Source organism: Akkermansia sp. BCRC 18949, from assembly GCF_045011645.1.
In the GTDB taxonomy this organism is placed as follows: Bacteria; Verrucomicrobiota; Verrucomicrobiia; order Verrucomicrobiales; family Akkermansiaceae; genus Akkermansia; species Akkermansia massiliensis.
This window is the reverse complement of the sequence record NZ_CP123619.1, coordinates 1,233,330-1,249,931: the sequence shown is the minus strand read 5'-3', so window position 1 is coordinate 1,249,931 and position 16,602 is coordinate 1,233,330. Positions and strand designations below refer to the sequence as shown.

Below are 16,602 nucleotides of genomic sequence, written 5' to 3'. Positions count from 1 at the left end.
ATTTGATGGAAAAGGGCATGAAAAGTGTTATGTACATGCAATATGGAACCCACCACCCCATCTCTGCCTGACGACGACGTAGCCGCCATTGACCGGCTCGGCGCCATTTACAAGGAGCTTTCCGCGGAATTGAGCAAGATCATCATCGGCCAGCAGCGCGTCGTGGAGCTGCTGAGCATCGCCCTGTTCTCCCGCGGGCACGCGCTCCTGATGGGCGTTCCCGGCCTGGCGAAGACGCTGCTGATCAGCTCCGTGGCAAAGACGCTGGACCTCAGTTTCAACCGCATCCAGTTCACGCCGGACCTGATGCCCGCGGACATCACCGGCACGGATATCATCCAGGATGATTCCGCCGGCGGCAAGCGGCAGTTTGAGTTCATCAAGGGCCCGGTCTTCGCCAACATCGTGCTGGCGGACGAAATCAACCGCGCCCCCGCCAAGACCCAGTCCGCCCTGCTGGAAGCCATGCAGGAGCGCCGCGTCACCGTCATGGGCCGCACCTTCACCCTTCTGCCTCCCTTCTTCGTGCTCGCCACCCAGAACCCCATTGAGCAGGAAGGCACCTATCCCCTGCCGGAAGCCCAGCTTGACCGCTTCATGTTCCTGATTGAAGTGGATTACCCCACGGAGGAGGAGGAAATGCGCATCGCCCGTGAGACCACCGGAAACCGCAGCGAGGAGCTCAAGCACGTCCTCTCCGGGGAGGAAATCATTTTTTACCAGGACCTGGTGCGCCGCGTGCCCGTCCCGGAACATATTTACGAGTACGCCGTGAAGCTGGTGCGCGCCACCCGCCCCTCCCTGGAGACTTCTCCGGAATGGGTGAAGCAGTACGTGGCCTGGGGCGCGGGCCCCCGCGCCGTCCAGTTCCTCATTCTGGGGGCCAAGACCCGCGCCGCCCTCCAGGGCAGCTACATCGTCCGCAAGGAGGACATAGACGCCATTGTGGAGCCCGTGCTGATGCACCGCGTGGTCACGAACTTCGCCGCGGAGTCCCAGGGCATCACGCCCCGCAAGGCCGTGGCGCGCCTGGCGGCGGAAGTGTGACCGTTCCGGCGTAATCCATCCCCTTTTCCTGCCCTCCCATGAAGTACCTGAACCACGACCTGCTCAGCCGCCTGGGGAATCTTCCCCTGGAAGCGCGCCACAGCATGACGGGGAACGTATCCGGCCGCCACAGGAGCGCCAACCGCGGCTCCTCCGTGGAGTTCGCGGAGTACCGCAAGTACGTTTCCGGGGATGATACGCGCCGGCTGGACTGGAAGGCGTATGCCCGGTCTGACAGGTATTACATCAAGGAGTTTGAGGCGGATACCAACCTGCGCGCCTACATCGTCCTGGACCTTTCCGGCTCCATGAATTACCACCCGGAGCAGGTGGAGTCCAAGTACCTGCGCGCGTGCAGGCTGGCGGCCAACCTGGCTTACATCGCCATCCGGCAGGGGGACGCCGTGGGGCTGAGCTTTTCCCGGCAGACGAAGGACGGAGCCACGCTGCATATCCCCGCCTCCCGCCGCCCTGCCCACCTGAACGTTCTCATCAGCCAGATGGATACGCAGTACCCCAAGGGGGAAACCGTGCTGGCGGAGACCCTGCATGAACTGGCGGAACGCGTCAGCCGCCGTGCCCTGGTGCTGATTTTTTCCGACCTGTTCACGGATACGGAGGAACTTAAAAACGCCCTCCGGCACCTCCACTTCCGCAAGCATGACGTGGCCGTGTTCCATCTGGTGGACCAGTTGGAAATAGACTTCGACTTTGACCGCCCCATCCGCTTTGTGGACATGGAGGGCGGCGGCTCCCTGATTACGGAACCGGACCTCATCGCGGACGAGTACCGCGCCATCGTGGCCGGCTACCTGGAGGAAACGCGCCGCATCTGCACGGACATTAACGCGGATTACCGCCTGGTCAGGACCGGAGACGCCCTGGAGGACGTGCTGACCGGGTTCCTGATGGGGCGGCAGAAGAAGAAAGCGGGCAGATAAGCACCCGGCTGTCTCACGGAACGGTTGATTGCGCCGCGGAACGGGTGCAGGATTTCCCGCGCGCCTTCCGTGCCGCCGTAAGCGGCAGTTTTCATTTTTTTTCTTCTCTTCCATCGTGGACGCACCCGTTAAAATGATCGTGGGCCTGGGCAATCCGGGCAGGACTTATGAAGATACCCGCCACAACGCGGGTTTCATGGTGGTGGACCGCCTGGCTGCCGGGTGGGGCGCCGTGTTCAAGACGGACAGGCAGCGCAAGTGCGAGCTGGCGGCCGGTCCCGGCGTCCTGCTGGTGAAGCCCGCCACCTTCATGAATGAATCCGGCCTGTGCGTGGGGCCCATGATGCGCTTCTTCAAGCTGGACCCGCGCAACGTGTTCGTCATCCATGATGAGGTGGATTTTCCGCTGGGCGTGATGAAGCTGCGGGAAAAAGGCTCCGCAGGCGGCCACAACGGCATCAAGTCGCTCATCGCCCACATGGGCACGCAGGAGTTCCCGCGCCTCCGCTTCGGCATCGGCCTGCCACGCGGCAAGGGGGAGATGATCGGCCACGTGCTGGGCAAATTCCGCCCGGAGGAACGCGAGCTTCTGGACGTGATGCTGGGAAAGGCGACGGACGCCGTGCTGTACACCATGGAACACGGCATCACGAAGGCAGGCAACATTTTCAACGCCGTGCAGGACCATTAGCCGCCCGGACCGCCGCAAGCCCTTGCGGCATTAAAATATAAACGCGCGGGGAACGGACGCGCTTTTTCCTTAAAGCCGGCGCGTCCTGCGGACGCAGGATGATTCAGTAGCCTGCGGGGTTCCGGGAGATTCCCGGGACGCATGCCTTCTTTTTTCGCTCGCCAACAGTGTACGGTATTGCTAAACAAACGGGAATCCGCTAGGATTTTTGCACGTTTTTTCTCCTCCCAGGACAAATCCTGCTTCATCTTCATGGCTGAATTAAGTTCACAAGCTCCGCGCAGGCACATGCAGCCCAACAAAAGGCGCCAACCCAAGGCCAAGCCCAGGAAGCGATTCTGGAGCTTCGTCCGGAAGCTGGCGCTGTGGTGCCTGGTTCTGGCCGCCATCGGGGGGGCCGTGGGCTACTTTGGCTTCATGATGGCCTGGAAACGCTATGACAACTGGGCGGCGGAGTTTGACCTGGAACGTATCAACGACCTGGAAAAGCCCAGCATCATTTACGACCGGAACGGGGAGGAAATAGGCCGCATTTATGTGGAAAACCGCAGCTACGTCACGCTGGACAAGATTTCGCCCGCCATGGTCAACGCGCTGATCGCCCAGGAGGATTCCCGCTTCCGGGAGCATCCGGGCTATGACTTCCTGGGGATTTTGCGGGCAGGCAGGGAATACATCCACAACAGCGGGGACGCCAACCAGGGAGCCTCTTCCATCACCCAGCAGCTTGCCAGAAACGCGTACGACCTGAAGAACCGGGCCAAGGCCAGGAATGAAGGCAGCTTTGGCCGCAAATTCGTGGAAATAGCGCTGGCGCGCCGCATTACGGAACGGTACAGCAAGGACCAGGTGCTGGAGTTTTACCTGAACCGCGTTTACTTCGGCAGCGGGTTCTACGGCATCCGCGCCGCCTCTCTGGGCTACTTCGGCAAGGAACCTGCGGACCTCACTACGCGGGAGGCCGCCTCCATCGCCGCCCTGATTAAAAACCCGAACGGCCTTTCCCCCCTCAATAATCCGGAAAGCAACCTGAAATGGCGCAACCATGTGCTCAACCGCATGGCACGGGAAAAGTACATTACGCCGGATGAAGCGGAACGCCTCTCCGCCATGGACCTGGGGCTCAACCCCAGGCCGCTGAAACGCGGCGTCTCCCACATTTACGACCGCATTTCCGCAGAGATTACCGCCTATCTGGGGGAGGACCGCGTGAATGCCGCCGGCCTCAAGATTTACACCACCCTTGACAGGAAGCTTCAGGAGGCCACCGGGAAATCCCTGGAACAGGCCCTGGAAAACATTGAAAAACGCCCCGGCTACCGCCACCAGAAGGCCGCGGACTACCACGGAGCCTCCGGGGACAAGCCGCGTTACCTGGAAGGAGCCCTGCTGGTGGTGGACAACCAGTCCGGCGCCGTTCTGGCCTACCACGGAGGCAGGGACTACACCAAGCGCCAGTATGACGCCATCAAGGACGGCGCCCGCCCCACCGGCACCGCCATCCTGCCCTTCCTGTACGCTACGGCCTTTGACACGGGCAAAAGCCCCGTCACCCGCATTCTGGACGACGCCATTGACAACCGCCTGACGGGCATCGGCGGCTCGGAAGGCATCCTGGGGGAATGGGGCGCGGAAAGCTCCAAAAACCGCTATGAAGGCATGATTACCGCCCACCGCGGCCTGTCCGCCTCCAAGATTGCCGCCTCCCTGCGCATGGGGATGGACATGGGCACATCCCCCTTCGTGAAAAAGCTCACGGACTTCGGCATCCGCAAGCCCGTGCGTGAAGCGGGCAGCACGGAGGTGAACCCCGTTTACCGCCCCAAGATTTTCGTGGGCACGGAACCCGCCTCCCTGAAGGAAATGACGCTGGCCTACACCGCCATCCCGAACGGCGGCTCCCGCCCGCAGGACATTTATTACCTGGACAGGATAGAGGATGAGGACGGCCAGTTGATCTGGGAATCCAACCAGGCCATTGAAACCCGGAACAACGCCCAGGTGCGGAAGGGGGCCACCTCCACCGCCACGGCCTTCCAGCTCCACAACATCCTGAATTCCTCCCTGAAAAACGGCTCCGCCCAGCGCGTGGCCCCGCATCTGCCGAAAGACTTCAAGGGGGGCGTGAAAACGGGGACTACGTATGACTTTGCGGATAACTGGCTGTTCGGCTATGACAGCCGCATCACCTGCGGCATCTGGGTAGGCTTCCTGGAAGGGAAAAAACCCATTTACAACGGGGCCTTCTCGTCGGACACCTGCGCCTCCGTCCTGGGCGCCGCCGTCACGGAGGCGGAACGCCTCTTCCCCGCCGGGGAACTGGCCCCGCCCCCCAGCGTGGAACGGGTGGAAATCTGCCTGACCACCGGGAAGAGAGCCACGCACAGTTGCTATGACATTGACCCGGTGGACAAGAAATACCGCCGCCACACCATGTTTGAATACCTCCGCAAGGGGGATTCCAGCCTTCCCTTCTGCGACCTCCACGGGGAGGACATCTCCGCCCCCGTCTCACCCTTCACGGCGCAGAACCGCATCCTGCCCCTGCCGCCCATCCTGCCCACCAAGGCCATCCTCCAGGGGGACGACCCCTACCACACGGAGCTGAACCAGGGTCCCGCCAACCGCAACTATGAACTGCTGGGCGCGGGTGAAAACGTGCCGGAAGCCCAGGCCCTTTCCGCAGACCCCGTTTCTCCGGACCATACGGACACGAGCATCACGCTGCCCGCTCCCAAGCCCATCACCATCCCCGTTCCGGAATTCATCCACCTGTAACTCCCTTTTCTTCCATGCCCTCCCCCTCCCAGGATACGGTAGCCTGCACATGCCCGTCATGCGGAAACCCCTTTGCCGTGAAAACGTCTTTTCTGGGAAACCAGGTGCAATGCCCCATCTGCGCCGCTCCGGTCACCGCCTGGCAGGAAGAGAAAGTCAAGGATGAAACGGAAGAACAGGCCGCCGTCCCCTGCCGCTGCAACGTGTGCAACAATTCCTTTGCCGTCAATCCCTCCTGCATAGGGAACAAGGTGAAATGCCCCGTCTGCCATTCCACCGTCACGGCCACCCGGCAGGAGGAAGAGCCAGCAACGGCCCCGGAACGGATGCCTGAAGCTCCGGAAAAAGCGCCTGAAATCCCGGAAGGGACGCCTGAACCAGCAGCCTCCGTCCGGCACGGCGGCGCGCAGGAGGAAAGCCCCTCCGCTTCCCCGTCCGCATCTTCCCACAAATCTCTTACGCCTCAGAAAAAGACGGATAAACGGAGCATTGCCGTTACCAGGCCTTCCATCCCCATCCCTGCGGAACCCACCACCAAAATCCGCAAGCGGAAGGAAAAGGGGGACGCCGCCCCTGCCATCACAGCCGCCCGCAGCGCCTCCCTGGCGCATGAAGAGCCGGAATACCAGCCCACCGCCCGGGAAGCCGCCCGCAGCGAGCGCCGCCCCACCTGGCACATCTGGCTCTTTGTCTCCGGCCTGGTGCTGGCCTCGCTGGGCGTGTTCATGTTCCTGCGCGGAAAGGACATGGAAGCGGAAGGCTCCAAGATTCTGAACATTTCAGACCGGTTTGTGGACCATGAAGCGGTCTTCTCCCTGGACGTGAACAAGGACCTGCTGGCGGAACTGGAGCGGAGGGAGCAGCAATACCGGCTCATGACCCATCCCCGCAGGGAGGAAGACCGGGAAGTGGAATCCGTCTCCGCCCACATCACGGCAGCCATGAATGAACTGGCCCTCTACTGCATGGCGGAATCAGACGAAGAAAGGCTCAACTACGTGATGGAGCCCGAGGCCGTGCGCCCCAAAATGGCTCACTGGGCCTCCTACGGGCGGTACAAGGACTACCTGCCGCAGGAAGCGGGGAAAAGCTCCAAGAACGGGGACCTGCTCCAGATATCCGTGCTGATGGATGACAACACCGTCCGCCCGGCCATCTTCCTGTATGACCGGAACTCCGGCAAATGGAAGCTGGACTGGGAAGCCTGGGAGGGTTACTCCCCCATGCTCCCGGCGGAGCTGGAAGCCAAAAAGCCCTCCAAACCCGTCCCCGTCAGAATAGCCCTCAGCATGCCCGGCATCTACCAGCCGCCCTTCCTGGAGGAATCCTCCGCGGAAAGCTACCGCAATACCGCCTACATCAACTTCTCCCTGGAATTCCCCAACGGGGAGCGCCTGAACGCGTACGTGGACAGGTATTCCCCGCTGGCGCTGGAACTGACCAAGCTCCTTTACAACGGCCCCGTGCGCGCCTGCGTGCTCATTCACTACCCGGCGGACCTGCCCGGCAACCAGTCCGTCATTATTGACAAGCTACTGTATTCCGGATGGATGAGCGACGCCACCCGCAACCTCCTTCCCACCACCAACTGACAATCCAGAACCGGTTCCCGTTTTCCATGAGTTCCAAAGCATTAGCGCAAACACAGGACAAAGCCCTCCAACTCAATCTGGCCACCACCATTTACGGCACCTTTGCGGAAATAGGCGCCGGCCAGGAAACGGCCAACTGGTTCTTCCGTGCCTCCGGGGCCGCCGGCACGGTGGCCAAGACCATCTCCGCCTATGACATGACCGTCAGCGACACGCTGTACGGCCCCGTCAAGCGCTACGTCTCGGAAGAACGCCTGAAAGGCATGCTGGATTACGAATTCACCCAGCTCGTCAACCGCCTGGGGCCCAAGCGCGGCAAGGACACCCGCTTCTTCGCCTTCTGCAATACGGTGAAGGTGAAAGGCTACCGGGACAACGGCCCGTGGAACGGCTGGATAGGCGTGCGCTTCCAATTGAAGCCGGAGGCGGAACCGTCCGACCTGATCATTCACGTGCGCCTGAATGACCCGGACCACGACAGCCAGATGAAGGACCTGGGCATCCTGGGCGTCAACATCCTGCACGCCGTCTTTTTCAAAAGGGACCGGCTGGAGGAATTCATTGAATCCCTGGTGGACAATCTGGATCCCCGCCTGGTGGAGATAGACGTCGTCCGCTTTGAGGGCCACGGCTTCTCCATGGTGGACAACCGCCTTTTTGCGCTCCAGCTCGTCAAATCCGGTCTGACGCCGGCCACCCTGTTCCTGGCAAACGGCCAGGTGGCCCAGGCGGCGGACGTGCTGTACAAACGCCCCATCGTGCTGATGAGGGGCAGCTTCAATCCCGTCTGCAACCTGCATCTGGAAGTCATGGCGCAGGTGAAAAAATGCTTCCTCTCGCACATCAATGAAACGCAGGCGGACCGCTGCCTGGAAATCTGTGAAATATCCATGAACAACCTGCTCCGCGGCGGGGACGTGGACCATCTGGAATTCCTGGACCGCGCGGACAGCCTGAAAGCCTTGGGCAAGAACGTGCTGATTACCAAGATGGCCCGTTTTGACAACCTGTCCGAGCTGCTGGCGCGCTACACGAATGAGCCCATCGCCATCGCCCTCTCCATCGGCCTGTTGAACGAACTGTTCAAGGAAAAATGGACGGAGGACATCCCCGGCGGCATCCTGGAATCCTTCGGCCGCACCTTCCAGAACAAGACGCGCCTGTACGTCTCTCCCTGGCTCAACCGCAAATCCGGGGAATTCGTCACGGCGCGCACCTTCCGCGCCCCGGAACAATACGTGCACCTGTACCAGCACTTCCTGGCGAACGGCCTGGTGGTTGACGTCCCCTTCTTCAATGAATTCCTGCTGCGCCACACGCCGCGGGACATCCAGCGCATGATCGCCGCGGATGAAGACATCTGGAAAACTCTGGTTCCCGCGGAGGCTCACCGCTCCGCCCTGCATTTCCGCTGACCTCCTCTTTAAAAAGTCTGTGCGGCCACTCTCCAGTGCTTTTCCAACGGCGGCTTACCTGCTACCTGCCGGGGAGGTTTTACAGGAAGGAAAAGTTTCCCCTTACGGATGCCCTGGGTATTGGGCGGAAACCGCAAATATGCGGTTAGCAAACACTTCCATCGTTCTTTTCACGTCCGGCCGCCCCTGGAAATGAGGGCCTCCGTCCCTCATCGCAGCCTCCGCCGGAGCGGAGCGACGGGTATTTGAAAGAAAAGCCGCCTCTGCGCTCCGGAAAAGCTTTTACCTGCGAGAGGCGAGAATCTTCCGGCTCCCAGGACGCCGGAGGCGCAAAACCACCGTGAATCAGCATTTCCACCGTTTCCTTTTACGATTGCATGTTCTTTCGGTTTCCTCCTCCGGCATTGCCTTCCCTGCCTCATTCCCTGCCTCATTCCTTGTCCTGAACCCGGAGAATCCGGCACAGCCACGCTCATCCTCCCCGCTCCGCTCCCCGGAACGTTTCCCTTCTTCAAACTCATCTTATCAGGAAAACTTAACAACTTTGTAAGATTGTCTTGCCATAAGGAGGGAATCTCATTAAGGTCTCCGAGTTCCATTTTTATCATGAATACCATTATTATCGGCTCCCAATGGGGCGACGAAGGCAAGGGCAAAATGATCGATTTCCTGACGGAATCCGCCGACGTGGTGGCACGCGGCCAGGGCGGCAACAACGCGGGCCATACCGTAATCGCCAACGGGAAGAAGTACATCCTTCACCTTGTCCCCTCCGGCATCCTGTGGCCGGGCAAGCTTTGCGTCATCGGTAATGGTGTGGTGCTGGACCCCATCGGCCTGGTGGAGGAAATCAATGAACTCCGCGGCCAGGGCGTCTCCATCACGAAGGACAACCTTCTCATCTCCGACCGCGCCCACGTGGTCCTCCCCTTCCACAAGGAAATGGACGCCGCCCAGGAATCCGCCCTCGGCAAAAAAGCCATCGGCACCACCAAGCGCGGCATTGGCCCCACGTACGCGGACAAGGCCCGCCGCATAGGCGTGCGCATGGCGGACATGAGGGATCCCAGGATTTTTGACGAAGTGCTGCGCCGCCGCATCAAGATGGCGAACGCGGAAATGGAACGCATGGGCCTTCCCTCCATGGATGAAGAAAAAATGGTGGCGGAAGTGACTGCCGCCGCGAACGTGCTGCGCCCCCACATCACCAATACCATCCCGGTCATGCATGAAGCCGTGGCCTCCGGAAAGAGCATCCTCTTTGAAGGAGCCCAGGGCGCTTACCTGGACGTGGACTTCGGCACCTACCCGTTCGTCACCTCCTCCAACACCTCTTCCGCCGGCGCCTGCACCGGCACGGGCGTTCCGCCGCACAAGATTGACCGCATCATCGGCGTGTGCAAGGCCTATACCACCCGCGTGGGTTCCGGCCCCTTCGTCACGGAAGATGAAGAAATCTCCAACCACCTGCACAGCATGGGCCGCGAATTCGGCGCCACTACGGGCCGTCCCCGCCGCTGCGGCTGGGCGGACGGCGTGCTGCTCCGCTTCTCCGCCATGTTCAACGGCTTTGACGAAATGGCCATGACCAACCTGGACGGCTACGACAAGTGCCCGGAAATCAAAATCTGCACAGGCTATGACCTGGACGGTGAAATCCTGGCCTATCCGCCCGCCACGGTGGACGAATGGGAACGCTGCAAGCCCGTGTATGAAACGGTGCCCGGCTGGATGCAGGACATCTCCGCCTGCCGTTCCTGGGAAGAGATTCCGGAAAACGCCAGGAAATTCGTCAAGCGCATGAGCGAGCTCATCGGCTGCCCCGTCACGACCGTGGGCGTGGGCCCCGACCGCGAACAGACGATCGCCGTGAAATAACCCCCTATTCCGGCTTTCCCAAGCCTCCCTTTACCTTCAAGGGCCGTTCCGCTTCCCCAGCGCGGAACGGCCCTCTTTTTTTCTGCCTTCTCCGCCTTTTTCTTTGCGCCCCTACTCTCCACTCTCCACTCTCCACTCTCTATTGAAATCCGTACAGGAGCCCGGTTATAACCAGCCTTTTTACCTTCAAAGCCCTCCCTTCCTTCTCTCATATTCCCATTCTCGTTCTTCTATGGAAGCGTTTCCACGGCCAACTGCCAACCAAGGGAATCCGGGACGGAACAGGGGGCATGCCTTTCCTCCTTCCTCCCCCTCCACGCTGTTTGGAATACGGCGGCACGGACGCCAGGAAACGGAGAACCGCATCTGCTTGCTCATGCCCGGTTGAATGAGGCGGCGGGAGGGGCAGTCTTCCCTTTTTGCGGAAAGGCGGGAAAAAACAGGTATTCGTGTCAGCATTTCAGTTGAGTTATGACACTTCCGTCTGCTGTCTTGTCTGATTGTCTATATGAAACATGTCATGCTTCCCTCCTTGTGCGCCGTCGCCGTCGTGGCCTCCTGCGATCCCGTCCTGGCCCAGCAGCCCGCACCCGTAGTGACGACCACGCCTCCCTACCTGAACACGGAACGCGGCCTGCGCGTGAAAACCCTGGAAGGCAGGGAAATAAGCCCCAGCCTGCTGAAGGGCATGCGTCCGGAAGAACAAATCACCAAGAGGACGCCCGGCGTTCCCACCAGGCCCAGCGTTCTTCTCCAGCATGAGGCCAGGCCCTCCGCCCCCGGCATTGAATGGTTTGCGGCCAAGCCTCTCAAGATGATGCCGTATCTGGACAGTTCCTACGTCTTCGGCAACACCTGCGCGGAACCGAATGCCTGGATCCGTGAAGACATGATTTCCACCGGGGCGCAGAAAATCAAGACCGCCCTGTCCAGATACGGCATCACCTATTCCGCCCAGTTCGGCTTCAACTACACGGGACTGACGGGCGGCGGCCTGAACGGAAAGACGGATTTCCCCTCCTATAACGGCTCCCTGCTGACCAATATCACCATTTTCCGCAACAACTCCACGGGGAGCGGCCTGTACCTGGCCTCCGAGTTCGACTTCGGCAACGGCTTTGACTTCAATGAAGGGAGCAAGGGCCCCGCCACCACGCTGGGCTCCCTCCAGAATCCCACCAGTTCCTTCCAGGGGCCGGACCCCCACCTCAGCAACCTGAGCCTGGCATGGGTGGGAGCGGGCGGCAAGCTCCTGCTGATGGCGGGCCAGCTGGACACCACCAATTACATGGACCACAACGCCTACGCCAACTCACACAACAATAACCTGACCAACAGCGTCTTCGGCAACAACCCCATGCTGCCCCTGACGGACAACTCCCTGGGCTTCCATTTCGCATGGCAGCCCACCACCTCCTTTTACGTGATGGGAGCCACCGCCGCCAACAACATGACCCAGAACCACAACCCGTTCAGGAACCTGAACTCGGACAACTGGACGAACGTGCTTGAATTCGGCTACGTGGCGGAGGACTTCTGCGGCATGGGTTCCGGCGTGTACCGCCTCCAGCCCTTCTTCACCACCAGCAACAGTGAAAACGGCGGCGGCGTGGCCGTGAACTTCCAGCAGCAGCTTGGCCGCAGCAGCCACCTGGGCTGGTTCTTCCGCGGCGGCTGGGCCAGCGATGACGCCGCCACGCTGACCGGCGTGCGCTGCGCGGCCACCACGGGGCTGGTGCTCCTCTCCCCCTTCCGCGGAAAAGGCGCCTCCAATGACGGCTACCTGGGCCTGGGCTTCCTCTGGCAGCAGGGCGCCAAAAAGAACGGCCCGTACGTGAACAAGAATGAATACGGCATTGAACTGACCTATGTGGCCCAGGTGACGCCCACCATGACGCTCCAGCCTGACATTCAGCTCGTCAAGAATCCCGTCAACGGCCGCAGGGGCCAGACGGCCGTGGTTTTCCAAATCCAGAACGTCTGGTCCTGGTAGGGGCAGCCCCTGAAAAATTGGAAAATATTGATCGCATTTCCCGGAAATCGTGTCTAAATGGAAACGATTTATTTGGACCACGCACATGAAGCGCACGCAGCAACCTTCCATGCAGGAGGCGGAGCAGGCCTCCCTGAATCATGAGATTTTAACCACATGGCGTCCCGGGGAAACCCTGGGGGAACACATGGAGCGCCGCGGCGTCAGCCGGCGCGAATTCAATAAATGGTGCCTGAAAATGATCGCCCTGATGGGTGTGGCCACTGTAACCGGAGGCGTTTCCAACGCCCAGGAGATTGCGGACAAGATGGCCGCCCTGAAACGTCCGGTGGTCATCTGGCTCCAGCTCCAGGAATGCACTGGGTGCCTGGAAAGCACCATCCGCAGTTATAACGAGGAGATCGGGGACATGGTGCTTTCCGCCGTCTCCATGCCTTACGTGGAGCTGCTGATGGCCCCCTCCGGGGACGCAGCCAACGCCGCCCTGGAAGAGGCCATCAAGGAACCCCATATCCTCGTCATCAACGGTTCCGTCCCGGTCAACGACGGCGGGGTGTACTGCACCGTGGCCGGGGATACGGTGGAGCACATGCTGCGCCACTGCGCGGAAAACGCCTCCTACATCCTGGCGGTGGGCTCCTGCGCGTACTTCGGCTCCATCCAGGCCGCCCGCCCCAACCCCACCGGGGCCGTGGGCATCCGGGACATCCTGACGGACCGCACGGTCATCAATGTGCCGGGCTGCCCGCCCATCGGGGACGTGATCACCGCCGTCATCATGTACATCCTGACCTTTGACCGCGCCCCGGAATGCGACCTGGAGACGCGCCCGCTGATGGCGTACGGCACCCGCATCCATAACAATTGCCCGCGCCGCGCCCACTTTGACGCCGGCCAGTTCGTCAACGTGTTTGACGATGAGAACGCGCGGGAATGCTTCTGCCTGTACAAGGTGGGCTGCAAGGGGCCGGATACGTTTTCCCCCTGCCCCATCGTGAAGTGGAACGGAGGCGTCAGCTTCCCCATCCAGTCCGGCCACCCGTGCATCGGCTGCACGGAGCTGTACTTCTTTGACCGCATGACCCCCTTCTACAAGACGCTGCCGAACGTGAACGGCTTCGGCGTGGAGGCCTCCGCCAACGTGATCGGGGCCGTGGGCGTGGCCGGCGCGGGCGCGGCGATCGCCGCCCATGCCGTAGGTTCCGCCATCCATTACAAGAAGCAGCACATGAAGGAGGAGGCGAACGTCTCCCTGCCCGCCTTCGGGGACGCTCCCGGCTCGCCCGACAAGGAAACTGAAGAATAACCAGAAGCTTTCACCACCAGATTACCATGAGCAATTACACATCAGCGGACGTTCCGGAATCCAGCCGGGTGGTCATTGACCCCGTGACGCGCATTGAAGGCCACCTGCGCGTGGAGATGGAGGCCGGGGACGGCGTCATCAAGAACGCCTGGACCTCCACCACGCAGTACCGCGGCATTGAGGTGATCGCCTGCAAGCGGGACCCGCGGGACGTATGGGCCTTCGTGGAACGCATCTGCGGCGTCTGCACGGGCACGCACGCCATTGCGGCCCTGGCCGCGGTGGAGGACGCCCTGCAATACCCGGTGCCCGTCCAGGCCCGCCTCATGCGCGACCTGGTCAGCGGCGCCCTGGGCATCCAGGACCACGTCATCCACTTCTACCAGCTCCAGGCCATGGACTGGGTGGACGTGATGTCCGCCCTGAAGGCGGACCCCAAGGAAACCGCCGCCATCGCCAAATCCCTTTCAGACTGGCCCCTGTCCTCCGCCACGTACTTTGCCGGGGTGCAGAAAAAGCTGAAGGACTCCATCGCCCACGGCCAGTACTCCATTTTCACGAACGGCTACTGGGGCCACCCGGCCTACAAGCTGCCGCCGGAGGTGAACCTGCTGGGCGTGGCGCACTATCTCCAGGCCCTGGTCTGGCAGCGGGACATGATCAAGATCCACACCATCCTGGGCGGCAAGAACCCGCACCCGAACTTCCTGGTGGGCGGCATGGCCTGCGCCATCAACATGAACAATGACCAGGCCATCAACCAGTTTGCCCTGAGCTACCTGAAACAGCTGGTGCAGACCTGCCACGACTTCATCCACAAGGTGTACTACCCGGACATCGTGGCCATCGCCGGATTTTACAAGGATTACGCCCACATCGGCGCGTCCAACCCCAACTTTTTCTGCACCGGGGACCCGTCCGAGATCAACACCGGAGCTCCCGCCGGCAAGGGGATGATCAAGCCCGGCGTCCTGCTGAACGGGGACTATAAAAACGTGCTTCCCTTTGACCAGGACAAGATCAAGGAATTCGTCACCAGCGCCTGGTACAAGTACACGGAAGGCCGGGACGCGGGCCTGGCCCCGTACGACGGGGAGACGAACGCGGATTACAACGGCCCCAGGCCGCCCTACAAGTGGCTCTCCGACCATCCGCAGTACACCTGGGTGAAAGCCCCGCGCTACGACGGCCACGCGATGGCCGTGGGCCCGAACGCCCGCATGATGATCGGCTACGCCCAGGGGGTGCCCGCCATCGTGGAGCGGGTGGACGCCGCCTGCGACAAGCTGGGCATTCCCCGTGACAACGCCTTCCTGAACTCCACGCTGGGCCGCGTGTACGGCCGCTCCCTGGACGCCCTGATCAACGTGGACATGATGGTGAACCAGCTCCAGGAGATGACGGACCGCATCAAGAACGGGGAAACCGCCACCTTCAACCCGGAAAAATGGGAGCCGGAAACCTGGCCCTCCTCCTGCAAGGGCGTGGGCTGGGTGGAAGCGCCCCGCGGCAGCCTGAGCCACTGGGTACGGATTGAAAACGGCCAGACGGTGAATTACCAGGCCGTGGTGCCCAGCACCTGGAACAGCTCCGGCCGCGACGCGGAGGGGCAGATGGGGCCGTACGAATATTCCCTGGCCCATACCGGAAAACACCCGCTGGTGGACCCCACCCGCCCGGTGGAACCCCTGCGCACCGTTCACAGCTATGACCCGTGCCAATCCTGCGCCGTCCACTTGTTTGACGAGGAAGGGGAGGCCATTCTGACCAGACAGGACCCGTGAAAACGACTCTTATCGACAAAGACCTCACCCTGGCGGTGGAGGACGCCATTCCGGCCAGCCCGGTTTACACGCCGGAGGAAATCCTGGCCCTGGCCGTGTGCGCCTCCCCCAACGGCAGCACGGACCCGGGGGACCTGGCCCTGCTCCACGCCGCGCGGGAACGGGGCGTGGCCCTCCCCTACGCCCAGCAGGAGAATTCCTGGGAGGCTCCCTCCCGGGAAAGGCCGTACAGCACGGCCATGCTGAAAGCCGCGGACAAGGAGGACGCCGCCCCCTTCATGGTGGCCCGCGGCAGCCTGAAGGCCCTGGAAAAACTGTGTGAAGTCAGCCATCTGGAAAAAGAGCGCATGAACAAGGCTTTTGAGGAATACTCCCCCTCCGGCTTTGAACCCGTGGCCGTGGCCGTCCACCGGCCCGGCGCGCCGTGGCGCCTGCTGGGCGTGGTGCCCATGCACGCCATGAGAGACGTGCGCCGCCTTTCCATGGCCAAGGCCAATTTCCGCTACTTCCACGTCTGGGACTGGCCGCTGCGCGTGCTGCACTGGACCTGGGTGTTCTGCATCATCGGGCTGGCTTCCACCGGCATCTGCATTGCGGAAGGGTGGTTCCTGAAAATGGGGGACCTGCACGGGGCCTTCCAGTTCGGCACGCTCCGCTTCGTGCACTACGCGCTGGGGTGGACCCTGGTGGTGGTGATGATGCTGCGCTTCTCCTGCTTCTTCATGGCCTCCAACAAGTACCAGAGCTTCCGGGCCCTCTTCCCCATCTCCAGGCAGCAGTGGAAGGACCTCTTCACCACGGCGGTGGACTACGTGTTCGCCCGCAGTTATGACGGCCCCCGCTACATCGGCCACAATCCTTTACAGCAGTGGACGTACACGGGCGTCTACGTCCTGTTCACCACCATGGTGGTGACCGGGCTGGCCCTGTACGCCCTGTATGAGCCGCGCCACTGGTTCTACCACTGGTTCATGCCCCTGAACGACCTGATAGGGGTTCCGTACGTGCGCCTGGTGCACCTGATCGGCATGTGGTGCTTCATCATCTTCGCCATGGTTCACGTGTACCTTTCCATCCTCTCCGGAAACGTGGACCGGGACGGCACCATCTCCTCCATGTTCAGCGGAGGGCGCTGGCTGCGCAAGGGCGTCAAATTCCGGGATGAATAACTGCCTTT

General features: G+C 61.5%; 11 protein-coding genes. All 11 read left to right on the top strand.

Features of this window, described 5'->3' with window-relative positions; all coding sequences use genetic code 11:
- The first annotated feature begins 42 nt into the window (after positions 1-42).
- The 11 genes from P8A25_RS05150 to P8A25_RS05100 all read left to right on the top strand — a co-directional run bounded on the left by P8A25_RS05150 (position 43) and on the right by P8A25_RS05100 (position 16,594).
- Positions 43-1,047 (top strand): MoxR family ATPase, encoded by a 1,005-nt coding sequence (locus tag P8A25_RS05150; protein WP_022397351.1) that lies wholly within the window; start codon positions 43-45, stop codon positions 1,045-1,047.
- A 38-nt stretch (positions 1,048-1,085) separates the two neighbouring features.
- On the top strand, positions 1,086-1,988 hold the full coding sequence (locus P8A25_RS05145) for a DUF58 domain-containing protein (protein ID WP_102722491.1): 903 nt from the start codon (positions 1,086-1,088) through the stop codon (positions 1,986-1,988).
- 115 nt (positions 1,989-2,103) lie between these two features.
- Positions 2,104-2,679: an aminoacyl-tRNA hydrolase gene (gene pth, locus P8A25_RS05140; protein WP_215443601.1), complete on the top strand. Its 576-nt coding sequence runs from the start codon at positions 2,104-2,106 to the stop codon at positions 2,677-2,679.
- 252 nt (positions 2,680-2,931) lie between these two features.
- On the top strand, positions 2,932-5,457 hold the full coding sequence (locus tag P8A25_RS05135) for a transglycosylase domain-containing protein (protein WP_215443603.1): 2,526 nt from the start codon (positions 2,932-2,934) through the stop codon (positions 5,455-5,457).
- Positions 5,458-5,471: 14 nt separating this feature from the next.
- Positions 5,472-7,049: a hypothetical protein gene (locus P8A25_RS05130; RefSeq protein ID WP_215443605.1), complete on the top strand. Its 1,578-nt coding sequence runs from the start codon at positions 5,472-5,474 to the stop codon at positions 7,047-7,049.
- A 26-nt stretch (positions 7,050-7,075) separates the two neighbouring features.
- Complete coding sequence (locus P8A25_RS05125; protein WP_022397357.1) at positions 7,076-8,464, top strand: hypothetical protein; 1,389 nt, start codon at positions 7,076-7,078, stop codon at positions 8,462-8,464.
- A gap of 606 nt (positions 8,465-9,070) precedes the next feature.
- A complete protein-coding gene (locus P8A25_RS05120) occupies positions 9,071-10,342 on the top strand; it encodes an adenylosuccinate synthase (RefSeq protein WP_215443607.1) in 1,272 nt (423 codons plus the stop codon).
- A gap of 520 nt (positions 10,343-10,862) precedes the next feature.
- Positions 10,863-12,335, top strand: coding sequence for a carbohydrate porin (locus P8A25_RS05115; RefSeq protein ID WP_022397359.1), 1,473 nt, complete (start codon positions 10,863-10,865; stop codon positions 12,333-12,335).
- A gap of 85 nt (positions 12,336-12,420) precedes the next feature.
- Positions 12,421-13,641, top strand: coding sequence for a hydrogenase small subunit (locus tag P8A25_RS05110; protein ID WP_022397360.1), 1,221 nt, complete (start codon positions 12,421-12,423; stop codon positions 13,639-13,641).
- Positions 13,642-13,667: 26 nt separating this feature from the next.
- Entirely contained in the window at positions 13,668-15,425 is a 1,758-nt protein-coding gene (locus P8A25_RS05105) for a nickel-dependent hydrogenase large subunit (RefSeq protein WP_022397361.1), read from the top strand.
- On the top strand, positions 15,422-16,594 hold the full coding sequence (locus P8A25_RS05100; RefSeq protein WP_102721521.1) for a cytochrome b/b6 domain-containing protein: 1,173 nt from the start codon (positions 15,422-15,424) through the stop codon (positions 16,592-16,594). Before P8A25_RS05105 ends, P8A25_RS05100 begins: the two co-directional genes overlap by 4 nt.
- Positions 16,595-16,602 lie beyond the last annotated feature (8 nt).

What these genes read in the sequence shown, in the direction of transcription:
- P8A25_RS05130 (WP_215443605.1), top strand. Translation starts at nt 5,472, where the DNA reads ATGCCCTCCCCCTCCCAGGATACGGTAGCCTGCACATGCCCGTCATGC.
- P8A25_RS05110 (WP_022397360.1), top strand. Translation starts at nt 12,421, where the DNA reads ATGAAGCGCACGCAGCAACCTTCCATGCAGGAGGCGGAGCAGGCCTCC.
- P8A25_RS05115 (WP_022397359.1), top strand. Translation starts at nt 10,863, where the DNA reads ATGCTTCCCTCCTTGTGCGCCGTCGCCGTCGTGGCCTCCTGCGATCCC.
- P8A25_RS05105 (WP_022397361.1), top strand. Translation starts at nt 13,668, where the DNA reads ATGAGCAATTACACATCAGCGGACGTTCCGGAATCCAGCCGGGTGGTC.
- P8A25_RS05145 (WP_102722491.1), top strand. Translation starts at nt 1,086, where the DNA reads ATGAAGTACCTGAACCACGACCTGCTCAGCCGCCTGGGGAATCTTCCC.
- P8A25_RS05125 (WP_022397357.1), top strand. Translation starts at nt 7,076, where the DNA reads ATGAGTTCCAAAGCATTAGCGCAAACACAGGACAAAGCCCTCCAACTC.
- P8A25_RS05150 (WP_022397351.1), top strand. Translation starts at nt 43, where the DNA reads ATGGAACCCACCACCCCATCTCTGCCTGACGACGACGTAGCCGCCATT.
- P8A25_RS05135 (WP_215443603.1), top strand. Translation starts at nt 2,932, where the DNA reads ATGGCTGAATTAAGTTCACAAGCTCCGCGCAGGCACATGCAGCCCAAC.
- P8A25_RS05120 (WP_215443607.1), top strand. Translation starts at nt 9,071, where the DNA reads ATGAATACCATTATTATCGGCTCCCAATGGGGCGACGAAGGCAAGGGC.